Origin of the sequence: Inhella sp., from assembly GCF_027532025.1 — a bacterium.
In the GTDB taxonomy this organism is placed as follows: Bacteria; Pseudomonadota; Gammaproteobacteria; order Burkholderiales; family Burkholderiaceae_C; genus Inhella.
Window position 1 is genome coordinate 1 of sequence record NZ_JAPZSY010000014.1, and the last position, 14,858, is coordinate 14,858.

16 protein-coding genes are annotated in these 14,858 nt (G+C 67.4%); 4 read left to right on the forward strand and 12 right to left on the reverse strand.

Annotated features, from left to right (window positions below):
• The 10 genes from O9335_RS03040 to fabR all read right to left on the reverse strand — a co-directional run.
• On the reverse strand, positions 1-432 hold a 432-nt coding region (locus O9335_RS03040), incomplete at its 3' end, for an NAD(P)/FAD-dependent oxidoreductase (RefSeq protein ID WP_367185396.1).
• Entirely contained in the window at positions 433-756 is a 324-nt protein-coding gene (fdxA, locus tag O9335_RS03045) for a ferredoxin FdxA (RefSeq protein ID WP_127681772.1), read from the reverse strand. It lies immediately after the preceding gene.
• Positions 753-1,583 (reverse strand): uroporphyrinogen-III C-methyltransferase, encoded by an 831-nt coding sequence (gene cobA, locus O9335_RS03050; protein ID WP_298383377.1) that lies wholly within the window; start codon positions 1,581-1,583, stop codon positions 753-755. The genes fdxA and cobA overlap by 4 nt, the downstream gene beginning before the upstream one ends.
• Complete coding sequence (locus O9335_RS03055; RefSeq protein WP_298383380.1) at positions 1,580-2,869, reverse strand: GTP-binding protein; 1,290 nt, start codon at positions 2,867-2,869, stop codon at positions 1,580-1,582. Before O9335_RS03055 ends, cobA begins: the two co-directional genes overlap by 4 nt.
• Positions 2,870-2,983: 114 nt before the next feature.
• Positions 2,984-3,949, reverse strand: coding sequence for a sulfate adenylyltransferase subunit CysD (cysD, locus tag O9335_RS03060; RefSeq protein ID WP_298383386.1), 966 nt, complete (start codon positions 3,947-3,949; stop codon positions 2,984-2,986).
• Positions 3,946-4,716 carry a phosphoadenylyl-sulfate reductase gene (locus O9335_RS03065; protein ID WP_298383389.1) on the reverse strand — a complete coding sequence of 257 codons (771 nt, stop codon included), beginning with the start codon at positions 4,714-4,716 and terminating at the stop codon, positions 3,946-3,948. The genes cysD and O9335_RS03065 overlap by 4 nt, the downstream gene beginning before the upstream one ends.
• Positions 4,713-5,195: a DUF934 domain-containing protein gene (locus tag O9335_RS03070; RefSeq protein ID WP_298383392.1), complete on the reverse strand. Its 483-nt coding sequence runs from the start codon at positions 5,193-5,195 to the stop codon at positions 4,713-4,715. Before O9335_RS03070 ends, O9335_RS03065 begins: the two co-directional genes overlap by 4 nt.
• A gap of 11 nt (positions 5,196-5,206) precedes the next feature.
• On the reverse strand, positions 5,207-6,928 hold the full coding sequence (locus O9335_RS03075) for a nitrite/sulfite reductase (RefSeq protein ID WP_298383395.1): 1,722 nt from the start codon (positions 6,926-6,928) through the stop codon (positions 5,207-5,209).
• Between the two features lie 5 nt (positions 6,929-6,933).
• The gene (locus O9335_RS03080) at positions 6,934-7,917 is read right to left on the reverse strand and encodes a sulfite exporter TauE/SafE family protein (protein WP_298383398.1); all 984 of its coding nucleotides are present in this window, start codon (positions 7,915-7,917) and stop codon (positions 6,934-6,936) included.
• Between the two features lie 81 nt (positions 7,918-7,998).
• Positions 7,999-8,652 (reverse strand): HTH-type transcriptional repressor FabR, encoded by a 654-nt coding sequence (fabR, locus tag O9335_RS03085; protein ID WP_298383401.1) that lies wholly within the window; start codon positions 8,650-8,652, stop codon positions 7,999-8,001.
• Between the two features lie 158 nt (positions 8,653-8,810).
• Between fabR and O9335_RS03090 the strand changes: the two genes are divergently transcribed.
• Together O9335_RS03090 and O9335_RS03095 are read left to right on the forward strand one after the other, a co-directional pair.
• Entirely contained in the window at positions 8,811-9,932 is a 1,122-nt protein-coding gene (locus tag O9335_RS03090) for a ferredoxin reductase (protein ID WP_298383404.1), read from the forward strand.
• Between the two features lie 10 nt (positions 9,933-9,942).
• Complete coding sequence (locus O9335_RS03095) at positions 9,943-11,025, forward strand: acyl-CoA desaturase (RefSeq protein WP_298383407.1); 1,083 nt, start codon at positions 9,943-9,945, stop codon at positions 11,023-11,025.
• 99 nt (positions 11,026-11,124) lie between these two features.
• On the opposite strand, the gene O9335_RS03100 is transcribed toward O9335_RS03095, so the two are convergent.
• Together O9335_RS03100 and O9335_RS03105 are read right to left on the reverse strand one after the other, a co-directional pair.
• Positions 11,125-11,658, reverse strand: a complete 534-nt coding sequence (locus O9335_RS03100; RefSeq protein WP_298383410.1) for a hypothetical protein — start codon at positions 11,656-11,658, stop codon at positions 11,125-11,127.
• A complete protein-coding gene (locus O9335_RS03105) occupies positions 11,655-12,161 on the reverse strand; it encodes a TlpA disulfide reductase family protein (RefSeq protein ID WP_298383413.1) in 507 nt (168 codons plus the stop codon). Before O9335_RS03105 ends, O9335_RS03100 begins: the two co-directional genes overlap by 4 nt.
• A gap of 171 nt (positions 12,162-12,332) precedes the next feature.
• Between O9335_RS03105 and O9335_RS03110 the strand changes: the two genes are divergently transcribed.
• The gene (locus tag O9335_RS03110) at positions 12,333-12,650 is read left to right on the forward strand and encodes a hypothetical protein (RefSeq protein ID WP_298383416.1); all 318 of its coding nucleotides are present in this window, start codon (positions 12,333-12,335) and stop codon (positions 12,648-12,650) included.
• Positions 12,651-12,796: 146 nt separating this feature from the next.
• Positions 12,797-14,836: an ATP-binding protein gene (locus tag O9335_RS03115; protein ID WP_298383541.1), complete on the forward strand. Its 2,040-nt coding sequence runs from the start codon at positions 12,797-12,799 to the stop codon at positions 14,834-14,836.
• The last annotated feature ends 22 nt before the right edge of the window (positions 14,837-14,858 follow it).

Genomic DNA, 14,858 nt, shown 5'->3' on the forward strand with positions numbered 1-14,858 from the left:
CTCAAACTTGTCGATGCCGTCGACCTTGAGCGTGCGCGGTTGGAACGAGCCCACGCCGCCGGCGATGAAGATGGTCTTGGTCAGGAACTGCGTGCCCTTGCTGGTGGCGACGAAGAAGCGGCCGTCGTCTTGCTTCTCGACGGTGGTGACTTCCTGGCCCAGGTGGAAGGTCGCGCCGAAGGGCTCGATCTGCTTGAGCAGGTTGTCGGTCAGCTCTTTGCCGGTGACCACCGGCAGTGCCGGGATGTCGTAAATCGGCTTGTCGGGGTACAGCTCGATGCACTGGCCACCGGGGTAGGCCAGGCTGTCGATGATGTGGGCCTTGATCTCGAGCAGGCCGAGCTCAAAGACCTGGAACAGGCCCACGGGGCCGGCGCCAACGATGACGGCGTCGGTCTCGATGACGCCTGCGGGGGTTTGGTTCTGGGTCATTTACTTGATCAGCTCGGGCAGCTTGCCCGTCTTGTCTTTCCAGTCGTCGGCGTCGGGCAGCGGGGCCTTGCGCTTGGTGATCGAGGGCCACTTCTTGGCCAGGTCGGCGTTCAGCTTGATCATGTGCTGCTGATCACCGGGCACGTCCTCTTCCGGCACGATGGCGTTGACCGGGCACTCGGGGATGCAGACCGCGCAGTCGATGCACTCGTCCGGGTCGATGGTCAGGAAGTTCGGGCCTTCGCGGAAGCAATCGACAGGGCAGACGTCGACGCAATCGGTGTACTTGCAGCGGATGCAGGCTTCGGTAACGACGTGGGTCATGGTGGCAAGGCTCGCGCGAGGGTTGACGCCGGAAAAGGCAAAGCGCGCGATTTTAGGTGGGGGCGGGGGTTTTCCTGGGGAGGGGTTGGGAAGCCGCAGCCGGCGTGTACCGGCTTTGCCACAACGGCGCCGACTTCTTGGGCGCCCACGCCCACGGTGACGACGGTCGGCCGACCGGCGTGCAGTGCTTGGGCATCGGCCAAATCGGCCAGTGCATGGCTGCTGTGCAGGGCATCGGCACAGCCAGCGCGGCTCACCACCAGGGCGGGGGTTTCGGCGGGCCAGCCGGCTGCCAGCAGACGGCGGCGCAGGGCGGGCAGTTGGCGGCCGGCCATGTAGAAGACCTCGGTGTCGGCAGTCTTACCGGCATGCAGGTCGCCCTCGCGGGTCATGGCCGTGGTCAGGGCCACGGTGCGGCCGCTGCCACGGCGTGTCAGAGGGCGTTGGGTTTCGGCCGCGGCAGCCGAGGCGGCGGTCACGCCCGGCACCACCTCGCTGGCGATGCCGGCCTGCGCCAGCGCTTCGAGTTCTTCTTCGAGACGTCCGAACACCGAAGCGTCGCCACCCTTGAGGCGCACCACCAAGCCGGTGGCGGTTTGGGCGTACTGCACCAGCAGGGCGTTGATGTCACTTTGCTTGGCGGCGTGGTCGAAGCCGCGCTTGCCCACGTCCACCCAGGTGGCCTGGGGGGCGAAGGCCCGCAGGGCCGGGTCGGTCAGCGCGTCAAACAGCACGACCGCGGCTTGGCTCAGGCGTTGCACGCCACGCAGGGTGATGAGGTCGGCGGCGCCGGGACCGGCGCTGACGAAGCTGACCCGCACGCTCACCACGCGTCGTCCTCGGCCGGGGCGGGGATGGCGTCGACCAGCAACGCACCGCTGGTGCGGTGGCTGGCCGGGTCGACCACGATCAGCGCGCCGCCCACGCGGTTGTCGGCGAAGGGCTCCACGGGCAGGGCGTGCTGCACCTCCATCTGCACGCGGCCGATGGCGTTCACGGGCAGTTCGTGCGCGTCCTGCGGCTGCAGGGTGTGGATGTCGAGCACCGAGTCGATGCTGCTGATGCGGGCCTGCACCCAGCGGTTGCCGTGGCGCACCCAGTACTTGCGGCCGGGCTTGGCGGGTTCCGTGTCCAGCCAGGCCAAGGTGGCCGGGAAGTGCGTGCGGGAGTCGGCCGTCTCGGGGGTGACGATCCAGTCACCGCGGCTCACGTCCAGCTGGCGGTCGAGGATCAGGCCGGCCGACTCGCCAGCCTTGGCGTCGCCGACCTCGTCGCCGGCACGGCGCAAGGCGGCCACGATGGCGCGTTGGCGGCTGGGCAACACCTCGATTTCGTCGCCCACCTTCACGCCGCCGTGGGCGATGCGGCCCCACAACACGCGCGGCTGGAAGCCGGCGCCTTCGGTCTGGTAAGCGTCCTTCTGCACGAACTGCACGGGCAGGCTCAAGGGGGCGTCGGTGCGCTCTTGCGTGGTGGGCAGGCCTTCCAGCACCTGCAGCAGCGAGGGGCCGTCCCACCAGGGGGCGTCGAGCGGCTGGGTGACGTTGTCGCCGCGCAGCGCGCTCACCGGCACGGTGGCGGCCACGTTCAGGCCGGCCGCCTGGGCGAAGGCCTCCAGAGCGGCCTTGACCTTGGCGAAGCCGGGACCCGGCTCGGCCAGCGCGTCGATCTTGTTCACGGCGAACACGATGCTGGGCACGCGCAGCAGCTGCGCCAGCAGGCTGTGGCGGCGGGTTTGCGGCAGCAGGGCCACCTCGGGCTGGCTCAGGTCGAGCTTGGTCACGTCCACCAGCACCACGGCGGCGTCACTGCCCGCGGCGGCCGTCACCATGTTGCGCGTGTACTGCTCGTGGCCGGGGGCGTCGGCAATGATGAACTTGCGCGTTTTGGTGGCGAAGTAGCGGTAGGCCACGTCGATGGTGATGCCTTGCTCGCGCTCGGCCTCGAGACCGTCGGTCAGCAGGCTCAGGTCCAGGGGCTTGCCGACGGCGCGGCGGGCCAGCACGTCGAGTTGGTCGGCCAGGATGGCCTGGCTGTCGAACAGCAGCCGGCCGATGAGGGTGCTTTTGCCGTCGTCGACGGAGCCAGCGGTGAGGAAGCGAAGGGCTTGCATGGGTGGGATGGGTCTCGGTGCCCGTTCGCCCTGAGGTATCGAAGGGCCGCGGGGTGAGCGCGGGGGCTTCGATACCTCAGCCCGAACGGTGGTGGGAAGGCGGCCGGGAAGGCGTTAGAAATAACCCTCTTTCTTGCGCTTTTCCATCGAGGCTTCGCTGGTGCGGTCGTCCATGCGCGTGGCCCCGCGCTCGCTGACGGTCACGGTCAGCGTTTCGGCCACCACCTCGGTGGCGTTGCGGGCCGGGCTTTCCACGGGGCAGGTGCAGGTCATGTCGCCCACGGTGCGGAAGCGCACCTCCACCGTCTCCACCGTTTCACCGTCTTGCGGCGGCGTCACCTCGGTCAGCGGCACCAGCAGGCCCTTGCGCCGCATCACTTGGCGCTGGTGCGCGTAGTACATGGGCGGCAGCGGGATGCTTTCACGGGCGATGTACAGCCACACGTCCAGCTCGGTCCAGTTGCTGATGGGGAAGCAGCGGAAGTGCTCGCCCGGGCGGATGCGGGTGTTGAACAGGGTCCACAGTTCGGGGCGCTGCTCCTTGGGCTGCCATTGGCCGAAGCTGTCGCGGTGGCTGAAGATGCGTTCCTTGGCGCGGGCCTTCTCTTCGTCGCGGCGGGCGCCGCCGATGAGGGCGTCGAACTTGTGCTCTTCGATGGTCTCCAGCAGCGTCACCGTCTGGTGGCCGTTGCGGCTTTCCAGCGGGTGGGCCAGGCGGATGGTGCCCTTGGCCATGCTGTCTTCCAGGTGGCCGACCACCAGGCGCTCTTGCATGGTGGCCACGCGCTCGTCGCGGAAGGCGATGACCTCGGGGAAGTTGTGACCCGTGTCGATGTGCACCAGCGGGAAGGGCAGCTGCCCGCGGAAGCCGCTGGGGTGGCTGGCGTCCTTCAGCTTGAAGGCCTTCTCGGCGAGGCGCAGGACGACGCAGCTGTCCTTGCCGCCGCTGAACAGCAGGGCGGGGCGCTCGAAGCTGGCGGCCACCTCGCGCAAGATGAAGATGGCTTCTTCTTCCAGCGCATCGAGGTGCGCGTGGTCGACGTCGGGAATGAGGTTTTCAGGCTTCACAGCAGCATTCATGATTTCGCGTGCAGACCGCACTCTTTCGTGGAGTCTTCCCACCACCAACGCCCAGCGCGGAAGTCCTCGCCCACGGCAATGGCGCGGGTGCAAGGCGCGCAGCCGATGCTGGGCATGAACTGGTCGTGCAGCGGGTTGGTGGGCACGGCAAATCGCTCGACGTAGGCCCAGACTTCGGCCCAGGTCCAGTCGGCGATGGGGCTGATTTTCCGGCGGCTCATGTTGGGCGTCATGCCGTCGTCCTCGTCAAACGCCACCTCGGCGCGGGCGCCCGATTGCTCGCGGCGCAGGCCGGTGATCCAGGCGCTGCGGCCGGCCAACATGCGGCCCAGGGGCTCGAGCTTGCGCACGCCGCAGCAGGCCTTGCGCAGCTCGATGGACTTGAACATGGCGTCCTCGCCCTCGCGCTTCACAAAGGCAATGACTTGCTCTTGTTGGGGCTGGAACACGGTCACGTCCCGCCCGTACTGGGCCTGGATGCGCGGCAACAGGCCCAGGGTTTCCGGGTGCAGCTTGCCGGTGTCCAGCGTGGCGATGTCGATGGGCAGCTGGTGGCGGGCGATCAGGTCGGTGACGACCATGTCTTCCACGCCCAGGCTGCTGCTTTGCACCAGACCCTGGCCGTGGGCGATGCTGGCCTCGCGCAGGCGCTGCACGGCGGCCTCGATCTTGGCGTCCAGCGCCGGGCTCCAGCGCGCGTACAACGCGATGGCATTGCCCGCGGTCGCGGAGGCCGGGGCGGCCCAAGGCAGGGCGCTGCTGCTCATCGGGCGAACACCGGCGCTGTGGCGTGCACGTCGCCTTGGTAGAAGCCTTGCGGGAAGAAGGCCAGCGCGCGCTCGGCCGCGGCTTGGCTTTGGTCGCCGCGCAGTTGCACCTCGCTGAAACCGGTGCGGTGCAGCAGCTGCATCATGTCCACCAGCACCTGGCCGCTGGCGCGGATGGCGCCGGCAAAGCGGTAGCGGGCGCGAAGCAATCGAGCCTGGCTGTAGGCGCGGCCGTCGGTCCACTTGGGGAAGTCCAGCACCACCAGGGCGATGCGGTCCAGGTCGGGGGCCAGCTGCGCGATGTCGGCGTCGTTGGGGAACTCGATGGCCACGGGCAGGTCCGCCGGCCAGTGGCTGCGCACGGCGTGCCATTGCTCCAGGCTCAGCAGGCGATTCGGCGCGGGATCGGGGTCGGGCTTGGGGCCGTCTTCGCCCACCGCGTGCTGCCAAAGGTCGTGGTGCAGGTCGATGTACTTCATGGCAATTCCGATCACGCTCGCGCGGTGGCCACGCGCACGGCGTTGGCGGCGGCCTTGAAGGGGTCCAGGCCGAGGCGTTTGACGGCGTCGACGAAGCGCTCGCCACTCAGGCGCTGGGCCTTGTAGGTGTCGAGCACGGCCTCGATGGCGTCGGCGATCTCGTCGGCCGCGAAGCTCGGGCCGATGACCTTGCCGGCCACGGCCGGGCCGCTCAGGGTGGAGCCGTCGCTGCCGCCCAGGGTCAGCTGGTACCACTCGGTGCCGTCCTTGTCGACGCCCAGCACGCCGATGTGGCCGCTGTGGTGGTGGCCGCAGGAATTGATGCAGCCGCTGATGTGCAGGTCGATGTCGCCCAGGTCTTCCAGCTCGTCGAGGTCTTGGTAGCGCTCGGCGATGTCGGCGGCGATGGGCAGCGAGCGGGCGTTGGCCAGCGCGCAGTAGTCGCCCCCGGGGCAGGCGATCTGGTCGGTCAGGCGGCCGGCGTTGGGCGTGGCGAAGCCGGCGGCGCGCGCGGCCTGGAACAGCTCCGGCAGGTCGGCCTCTTTCACCCAGGGCAGCACGAGGTTTTGGCGGTGGCTCACGCGCAGCTCGCCGTGGCTGAAGCGGTCGGCCAGCGCGGCGGCGGTGTCCATCACGTCGGCCGTGGTGTCGCCCGGTGGGATGCCCACGCGCTTGAGGCTCAGGGTCACGGCGCGGTGGCCGCTGACGCGGTGGCCGTGCACGTTGCGCTGCAGCCAGCGCTGGTAGGCGGGCTCGGCGTTCAGTGCGGCCACGTCGATGGCGGGCGCGGCTTGCAGCCCTTCCGGGTCGACAAAGCCGGCCTTCACGCGGGCCAGTTCGGCCTCGGGGATCAGGTGCTCGTGGCCACCGGCGTCATCCGCCAAGATGGCGGCGAACTCGGCGTTCACGGCGTCGACAAACTTTTGCCCTTCGGCCTTCACCAAGATCTTGATGCGGGCCTTGTAGAGGTTGTCGCGGCGGCCGGCCAGGTTGTAGACGCGGACGATGGCTTCGATGAAGACCAGGATCTGCTGCCAGGGCACGAAGGCGTTGATCTCGGTGGCAATGATGGGCGTGCGCCCCATGCCGCCGCCCACGAAGACCTGGAAGCCCACCTCGCCGGCGGCGTTCTTCTTCAGCTGCAAGCCGATGTCGTGCCACAGGATGGCAGCGCGGTCTTCGGCGGCGCCGCTCACGGCGATCTTGAACTTGCGCGGCAGGTGGGCGAACTCGGGGTGGAGCGTGGACCACTGGCGCAGGATTTCGCAATACGGCCGCGCGTCCTCGATCTCGTCGGGCGCGATGCCCACGAACGCGTCGCTGGTGATGTTGCGGATGCAGTTGCCGCTGGTCTGGATGCCGTGCATGTCCACGGCGGCCAGCAGGTCCATCACGTCGGCGCTCTTGTCCAGCGGGATCCAGTTGTACTGCAGGTTTTGGCGCGTGGTGAAGTGGCCGTAGCCGCCCTGACCGGCGAAGGGGCCGCTGCTCACCACGTCGTACTCGCGGGCGATCTTGGCCAGTTGGCGCAGCTGGCGGCTGCTCAGCTCGCCGTAGGGAATGGCCACGCGCAGCATGGGTGCGTGGCGCTGCACGTACCAGCCGTTTTGCAGGCGCAGCGGGCGGAAGTCGTCGGTGCTCAGCTCGCCGCGCAGGTGGCGCTCGAGCTGGTCGCGGTACTGTGCGGCACGTTGGTGGACGAACTGACGGTCGAAGTCGGTGTAACGGTACATAAGCTTCAGGCCAGGGCCTTCCAGAGGTTGAAGGCGCTGATCAACACGATGACGGTGCCCACCAACGCCAACAGGGCCTTGGTGTGCAGCTTGCTAGTAAGTAGGGCGGCAAAAGGGGCAGCGAACAGGCCGCCGACCACCAGGCCGGCCACCGTCGTCCAGGGGCTTTCGCCCACGAGCACGGCGAACACGCCGGCGCTGATGAAGGTCAGGAAGAACTCGGCCAGGTTCACCGAGCCGATGGTCATACGCGGGTCGTTGCCGGTACCCACCAAGGTGGTGGTCACCACCGGGCCCCAGCCGCCACCGCCGACCGCGTCGACAAAGCCGCCGAACAGACCCAGCTTGGCCACGTGCTTGGGCTCCTCGCGGCGCGGCTTGATCTTGCGAAAGATCTTGCTGATGACATAGAGCCCCATCAGCATCAGGTAGCCGGCGATGAAGGGCTTGATCAGGTTGCCATCCACGCTGGACACCACCCAGGCGCCCGCGGCCGCACCGATCATCCCGGGCACCAACAGGCGCAAGAACAGGCGCTTGTTCACGTTGCCCAGCTTGATGTGCGAGATGCCCGACACACCGGTGGTGAACACCTCGGCAATGTGCACCGAAGCACTGGCCACCGCCGGGCTGGTGCCCGTGGCCAGCAGGAAGCTGGTGCTGGTGATGCCGTAGGCCATGCCCAGCGCCCCGTCGACCGTCTGGGCCAACAGGCCCACGGCGGCGGCCAACCAAAACTCGCGGCTTTGCAGGGCTTGAACGATCAGCTCGAAGCCGCTGTGCCCCGCACCGGGTTGGGTGAACAGTCGTGTCGCCAAGGCGATGGTCAGCGCCATCAGCAGGAACACCACCGACCACATGGCAAAGCGCAGCACAGGGTGGTGCGGGTCGTGGGCGTGGGTCACCGCGTTTTCCAGGGGCGGCAGGCCCAGGGCCGCGTGTTCGGCGTTCACCGGGTTGTCGCTGAGGTCGAGGTCGCGGATTTTCATGGCGGGCGCGACTCTACGAGGCGGTAGTTATTCCAGCAACGAAGTATTCGTTCTCTTTATATTCAGATGCGGAATATGGCTTCAGCGACCCGGCTCTCGCCATGTCGCCGCCCCCAGCAGCACCACCCGCAACTGCCTCACGAAGGTTTCCGTCATTTCGGCCTCCAGCAAGGGTTGCTGGGGGGGCAGGTCCAGCATCTCGGGCGCGGCGGCCAGCATCGTGGTGACCACCAAGCCGCACACCATCTGCAGGCTGGGCGTGGGCATGTCGGGGTAGGCGCCCAGGTGGCGGAAGTCCTGCGCCATTTCGTGGGTGAAGTGCACCACCTCGTTGCGGATGGCCAGGCGCAGCAGACGGCTGCCGCCCGCGCGCTCGCTCGAGATGAAGCGGAACATCGGTCGGTTGGCCTTCACATAGTCGTGGTAGACCTGCACCGATCGCCGCACCACCGAGCCTTGTGCGGTGCCCATGGTTCGTGCCTCGCGCAGCAGGCGCCTCAGGGTGATCCCCACCTCCTCCACCAGGGCCAGGCCCAGCTCGTCGGTGTTGCGGAAGTGCCGGTAGAAGGCGTTGGGCGCCACGCCGGCCTCGCGCACGATCTCGCGCAGCGCCAAGCTGGTGAAGCTGCGTCCTTCGTCGATCAGCGTCAGCGCTGCTTGCATCAGCGCCTGGCGTGTCAGGTCCTTGCGCTCGGCGCGCGACAGGCTGTCCTTGCGAGAGCTGGTGTCGGTCATGCCGACATTTTGCCTGCGGCAGGTTGACGGTTGTCGTTTTGGTTTGACGACCGTTCTTGGATGCCGTCCTCTAAAGAGAAGGATTGCCGCGCCATTTCGGTGGACAAATGTACACAATGCGGACGTCGCCCACTTTGGCGGCGCCCCAAAGGTTTCTCATGTCCAGCCTTGCCGCCTCCCACCCCACCTCGGCCGAGCGAATCGCCCGGCCCCTGGTGCGCCTGCTCCGTCACCCCCTGGTGGACAACGTGGTTCGGCTCAGCACCGTGGAGGACGTGATGCAACACGTGCGCCCCACAGCCTCGCTCACCGAAGTGCGGGCCCGCGTGCTGGCCGTGCGCGACGAAACCCCCGACACCCGCACCTGGCTGCTGCAACCCAACGCCCTGTGGCGCGGCCATCAAGCGGGCCAGCATGTGACCGTGCGCACCGTGCGCGACGGCCGGCGCGTGCAGCGCCCCTACAGCCTGTCGTCCGCCCCGGGTGATGGGCCCCTGGCCATCACCGTTAAGCGCCAGCCCGGCGGCTTGGTGTCCAACCACCTGCACGACACCCTGCGCGTGGGCGACGTCGTCGCCCTGGGTGCGGCCGAGGGCGACTTCGTGCTGCCCGCCGTGCTGCCCACGCGTCTCACCTTGCTCAGCGCGGGCAGTGGCATCACCCCCGTCATGGCCTTGCTGCGCGAGCTGCGCCGGCGCGGGCACGACGGCGCCATTGCCTTCGTGCACGTGTGCCGCACCCCGCAAGACCTGATCTTTGGCGATGAGCTGCGCGCGTTGGCTGCCCGCTGCCCCGAGCTGCCGGGTCTGCGCGTGCACCTGCACGTCAGCGCCAGCACCGGCCGCTGGACGCCGGCCGACTTGGCTCGCGCCGTGCCCGATTGGGCTGGTCGCGCCACCTGGCTGTGCGGCCCTTCTGCGTTCATGGACGCCGTCAGCGCGCATTGGGCCACTCACGGTGCGCGCGCTCCGCTGCATCGCGAACGCTTCACCCCTGCCTGGACGCCGCCCCAGCCGCTGGACATGCCCGTGGCCGTGCAAGCCGCCCGCAGCGGCCGTGCTTTTGCCAGCACCGGCGCCTCCTCCCTGTTGCTGCAGGCCGAGCAAGCGGGCCTCGCGCCCCAGCACGGCTGCCGCATCGGCATCTGCCGCTCTTGCCAGTGCGTCAAGCGCAGCGGCACGGTGCAAAACCTGCAAACCGGCGCGCTCAGCAGCGAGCCGAACGAACTCATCCGCCTGTGCGTGAGCGCTGCGCGTTCTGACCTGACTCTAGACCTGTGAAGGAAGCGCCATGAGCTTCGCCGCCCCCACCCACCTCACCCGCGAACAAGTCGCGCAGTTCCAAACCGAGGTCGACGCCATCCGCGAGCGCGTGATGAACGACCTCGGTCAGGCCGATGTCGACCACCTGCGTCGCATCATTTGGCGCTGCCGCGCCAGCGAAGCGGCGGGCCGCGCGCTGCTGCACTTCGGCGTGGGGCCGCTCAGCTGGCTGGGCGGCGTGCTGGCCTTGGCCCACGCCAAGATCCTGGACAACATGGAGATCGGCCACAACGTCATGCACGGCCAGTACGACTGGACGGGCGACCCGGCGCTGAACTCCCAAACTTACGAGTGGGACATCGCCTGCGACGGCGACAGCTGGCGCCACTCGCACAACGTGGTGCACCACACGTACACCAACATCCTGGGCAAGGACCGCGACCTCGGCTACTCCCTGCTGCGCATGACACCCGAGCAGCGCTGGAAGCCGCGCCACTGGCTGCAGCCCATCGCCAACGCCATGCTCGCCATGGGCTTCCAGTACGGCGTGGGCTCGCACGACCTGGAGCTGGGCCGCTACAAGCACGGCGCCCTGCCCAAACCCGTGTTCATGGACCGCTGGAAGCGTTTCCGCCGCAAGGTCGGCCTGCAATGGGCCAAGGACTACGCGCTGTTCCCGCTGCTGGCGTGGCACGGCTGGCTGCGCGTGCTGGCCGGCAACGCCGCGGCCAACCTGCTGCGCAACCTCTGGACCTACCTCGTCATCTTCTGCGGCCACTTCACTGAGGGCGTGGCCATCTACCGCCCCGAAGACTGCGAGAACGAAACCCGCGGCGACTGGTACCTGCGCCAGCTGTCCGGTTCCAGCAACCTCACCGGCCCGCGCTGGTTCCACGTGCTGACGGGGCACCTGAGCCACCAGATCGAGCACCACCTGTTTCCCGACATGCCCGCCCACCGCTACGCCGAGGTGGCGCCGCAGATCCAAGCGCTGTGCGCCAAGTACGGCCTTCGCTACAACACCGGCAGCTTGTGGAAGCAGTACGGCACGGTGATGAAGCGGATTTGGGTGAACACCTTTCCCCCGAAAGTGGCCGTGGCGCAAGGCTGACCCAGCGGTGGAGGTGCAGGGTTGTCCTCATGGGCGAGGCTGGTGCGTCTGTTGGGGTCGGCTGGGTCCGCATGGCCCGCAGCTCTCGCTGCCGGTCTGTCAGGGCCGCGCACCCCGCAGGGCAACGCCATCCACGCTGCGAATGACGGGACAGTTCACCACCACGTCCAGCGGGGTTAGGCGCACTTCGCCTCGATCCTGGGCGGCCAACACATCCTCTTCGGAGCGCAGCTCGCGGCGCGGGTGTCCGGGCACCCAACGGACTTCCACCACTCGCCACAAGGGGCTGTAGTGGACCCCCTGACGATCTGGGCTGCTGGGCAGCGGGGCCGACTCGAACACGCTGATCTGCGCATCGTCGGCGAACTTGTAGACGCGATCCACCAGTGAGCGGCCTCCAACGCCTCCGATGGCCGCGCGCAGGCGCGGTGCGTGATGCGCGCCCATCATCGAGGCCATGGCGGCGTCTGACACATCGGTCACGATGTACTCGACCGTTTGGCCGTTGAACCAAGCGCGACTCAAAGGAAGCCGAATCTCGGTCGTTGTGGGTCCCTCAGGCAGGGTTGAGCACCCCAGCATCATCCCCGCCATCAGCAGGGCCGCCATCCGGCCTCGCAGGTGCCCCTTCATGGCAGCAACTCCGCCACCGTGTCCCATGCTTCAGGGGGGATGCGGCCTGCCACACGCAGGTGCTCCCGGCCGTCGGGCCCGAACACCAGGGTCAGAGGCAGCTGGGTGGGGCGGGTGTGCAGACTGTGGCTGAAACCAGGGGAACCCCCCCACAGGGTCACGCCGCGCTGCGCTGCTTTGGGCTGGGTGATGGCGAGCAACTGCTCGTAGCGCCGCCAATCGCCCTCCGACTTGTCCAGGCTCACCATCACCAAGTCAAAGGGCTGATGCGCCCAACCGGCCAGGTTGCGGCGCAGTTCCGGCAACTTGTCGAGGCAAACCGCACAGCCGGTGGACCAGTACACCACCATCACCACCCGGCCCTGCTGCGACTTCAAGTCAAAGTTTGGGCCTCGGAGCGTGGGGCCACGAAGCTCGAACGGCTCAACCGGCGCTGCGGACGCGCTCGTGGTCATCGCCCCAAGGGCCAGCAGCATGGACAACACAACAACCAGACGGGGCATGAGACTCTCCTTGCGAAAGACAGGAGTCGATCTCTGTCCTGCAGTCCTTACAGCCTGGCCGTTGCGGTGAAGTTGCGCATGCGGCGTTGCCGCGTATCCTGATCACAGATAACCAAGCAGCCCCCTATGCAATCCCGCCCCACTCAGTCCCCTCTCGGCCACAAGGTGGCCATGTCCCTTTGCGCCGCCAGCCTTGTTGTGATCGGCGTCTCCACCTACCTCGTACACCTTGCCCCGTTGCGGGCGATTGGTGACGAGCGCTACGGCGCGCTCAAGGAGGCCTGTAGCGCGAATCCGGGTTGCAAGGGGGTTCGGGTGCTCTGGCATCCGCGCGATGGCTACGTCGACAAGCCGGCTGTATCGGTGCTGGTGTCTATCGAGGGCGACGCGAAAGCTCGGCGCCCCGCCATCGAGGCGATCAATGCCGCAGCGGCGCTGGGGGAAGACCCCGTGCCCGTGATCGAGAACCGCATCATTCGAGGCCGCTAATGCGTTTCCTTCTCTATCCCTTCTTCTGGGTCATGTTCCAGGCTGCCGACCTCATTCGGTGGCCCGGTCGCCGGTTCCCACGCATGGGCACGGCGCTCTTTTCGATCCCAGCAGTCCTGCTACTCCTGAGCTGGGGCTTGGCCGCGATGCTGGGCGACCGCATTCAGCCCCGCCCGGGCGGCTTGATCGGCGTGGATCAGGAGGCGGTGCGCCAAGTGGCCATGCTTGCTGCTGGCTGCATCGGGTTGATGGTCCTGGCCACTGTCTCGCTGGTCCGTCGGCTCTACCCTGTCGTCACGATGCTGCTGTACTTCGGCGCGGCCGCTGCTGGCTTCATCTGGCTGCTGACCTACTGCCCGCTGTTTCTGATCTACGGGCCTTGGACGCTGCTGATGCTTTACCCCCTGGCCGTGGTCGCAGTCAGCGCGCCTTTCGTCATGGGTTGGTCGACCTTCGCCGAGCGTCCTCGCGCCCGCAACGAAAGCCTGGAACGAGTCAAGCGCTTCGTGGAGGGAGACAACGTCGGCTCCCAACACCAGGGTCACGCCGGCAGCCATCCCTACCAGGCCCAGCCACCGCACAGCACTGGTGGCACCGATCACCAGACTGCTACGCCGGCCATGGGCGCAGGTCCGTCGTCCGCTTTCGATGTGTCCATGCCGACCCGCAACCTGAGTTCGATCGCCGGCATGTCTGCTCTGAAGGCCGACCTAGAGCCGGTCCTTGCGAAGTTCCGCGTCTGGCACCAGTCTCGCGATAACCCCAAGGCTCCCCGCCCTGAGCCCGTCGACCGGAACGGCATCTTGTTCACCGGCCCACCCGGCAACGGCAAGTCCACGATGGCTGAGGCCATCGCCGGGGAACTGCGACTCCCTCTCCTGCGAGTGGGGACGCAAGACCTCAGTTCGAAGTGGGTGAACGAGACCGCCGAGAAGATCACGGCAGTGGTGAACGAGGCCATCGCGATTGCCCCTTGCGTGTTGTTCATCGACGAGATGGACGCCGTCGCGCCTCGCCGGGATAGCAATAGCTCCCACCAGGAAGACAAGAAGGGTGTGAACACCCTCTTGCAACAGATCGACCGTCTGCGCAAGAAGTGCGTCCTGCTGGTTGGTGCCACCAACTTCTTGGAGAACATGGACGCGGCCGTGGTGCGGGACGGGCGTTTCGACTTCCGCATCGAAATCCCCTGGCCGGACGAGGAAGCCCGATTTGGCATCCTGACTGCGCTGGCAGCCAAGCACAAGGTCGCCCTGCCAACCGATGTGGCCCAGGCAGCGGCCAAGCGATGGGAGCGCCGCAGCGCTGCCTTCATCGAGAACGTGGTGAAGCGCCTGCGCGACGAGATGCAAGCGTCACCTGGCGCGACTGCAACGAGCGCCATGGTGCGTGCGGCCGACCGAGCCGTCAGCAAACGGGCTGGCAGCATGCCGAGGGCTGGCCGCAAGCTGAGCGATCTGGCCCTCCTGCCGGATGTGAAGCGCCAAGCAGGCTCCATCGTGTCCCGACTCGCCCATTGGGATGAGATCACCGATCAGGGCGGCACGCCGCCTCGTGGCATCTTGCTCTATGGCCCCCCGGGCACCGGCAAGACCGAGCTCGTCAGCGCCATGGCACGCGAGTTGGGCGAGTGGCACATGTTCGAGGTCCGCACGGCCGAGATCCTGGCCGACTCACGCAGCTTTTCCAAGGTGATCGAACTGGCAACCACCCATCGGCCGGCGTTCGTCTTCATTGACGAGGCGGACGACTTGTTGAAGGACCGGACGGCCTCCTACAACGCCACCGCCACGAACGAAATCCTCAAGGCCATCGACGGCACGATGGGCGCGGTACCCGAGGTTGTGTTCGTGGCCGCGACGAACAACCCAGACGCCATCGACGCGGCGGCCAAGCGCAGCGGTCGGTTCTCCGAGAAGCTGTTCCTCGACCTGTTCCGCGGCGACGAGCTGGTGGCCTTCATCGCGCACCACATCGAGCGGAACGCAGCGAAGCTGCAACTCGAAACTGGGCTGGGTGCGGACGCCATCGCTGCCTGCATTCAGGCTGCAGGCCCGGCTGACATCATCGGCGTCATGAACTCAGCCGTGAACGCCACCTTCGACGGAAGCGCTGGCGCTGGTAAGCGCCGCAGTGTGACGCTCGCTGACATCGAGCGAGCCACTGCCGAACTGCGAGCCGTTTGAGTCGGGCACGTGAGGCGGGGAA

What these genes read in the sequence shown, in the direction of transcription:
- fdxA (WP_127681772.1), bottom strand. Translation starts at nt 756, where the DNA reads ATGACCCACGTCGTTACCGAAGCCTGCATCCGCTGCAAGTACACCGAT.
- O9335_RS03055 (WP_298383380.1), bottom strand. Translation starts at nt 2,869, where the DNA reads ATGCAAGCCCTTCGCTTCCTCACCGCTGGCTCCGTCGACGACGGCAAA.
- cysD (WP_298383386.1), bottom strand. Translation starts at nt 3,949, where the DNA reads ATGAATGCTGCTGTGAAGCCTGAAAACCTCATTCCCGACGTCGACCAC.
- O9335_RS03065 (WP_298383389.1), bottom strand. Translation starts at nt 4,716, where the DNA reads ATGAGCAGCAGCGCCCTGCCTTGGGCCGCCCCGGCCTCCGCGACCGCG.
- O9335_RS03070 (WP_298383392.1), bottom strand. Translation starts at nt 5,195, where the DNA reads ATGAAGTACATCGACCTGCACCACGACCTTTGGCAGCACGCGGTGGGC.
- O9335_RS03075 (WP_298383395.1), bottom strand. Translation starts at nt 6,928, where the DNA reads ATGTACCGTTACACCGACTTCGACCGTCAGTTCGTCCACCAACGTGCC.
- O9335_RS03080 (WP_298383398.1), bottom strand. Translation starts at nt 7,917, where the DNA reads ATGAAAATCCGCGACCTCGACCTCAGCGACAACCCGGTGAACGCCGAA.
- fabR (WP_298383401.1), bottom strand. Translation starts at nt 8,652, where the DNA reads ATGACCGACACCAGCTCTCGCAAGGACAGCCTGTCGCGCGCCGAGCGC.
- O9335_RS03090 (WP_298383404.1), top strand. Translation starts at nt 8,811, where the DNA reads ATGTCCAGCCTTGCCGCCTCCCACCCCACCTCGGCCGAGCGAATCGCC.
- O9335_RS03095 (WP_298383407.1), top strand. Translation starts at nt 9,943, where the DNA reads ATGAGCTTCGCCGCCCCCACCCACCTCACCCGCGAACAAGTCGCGCAG.
- O9335_RS03100 (WP_298383410.1), bottom strand. Translation starts at nt 11,658, where the DNA reads ATGAAGGGGCACCTGCGAGGCCGGATGGCGGCCCTGCTGATGGCGGGG.
- O9335_RS03105 (WP_298383413.1), bottom strand. Translation starts at nt 12,161, where the DNA reads ATGCCCCGTCTGGTTGTTGTGTTGTCCATGCTGCTGGCCCTTGGGGCG.
- O9335_RS03110 (WP_298383416.1), top strand. Translation starts at nt 12,333, where the DNA reads ATGTCCCTTTGCGCCGCCAGCCTTGTTGTGATCGGCGTCTCCACCTAC.
- O9335_RS03115 (WP_298383541.1), top strand. Translation starts at nt 12,797, where the DNA reads ATGCTGGGCGACCGCATTCAGCCCCGCCCGGGCGGCTTGATCGGCGTG.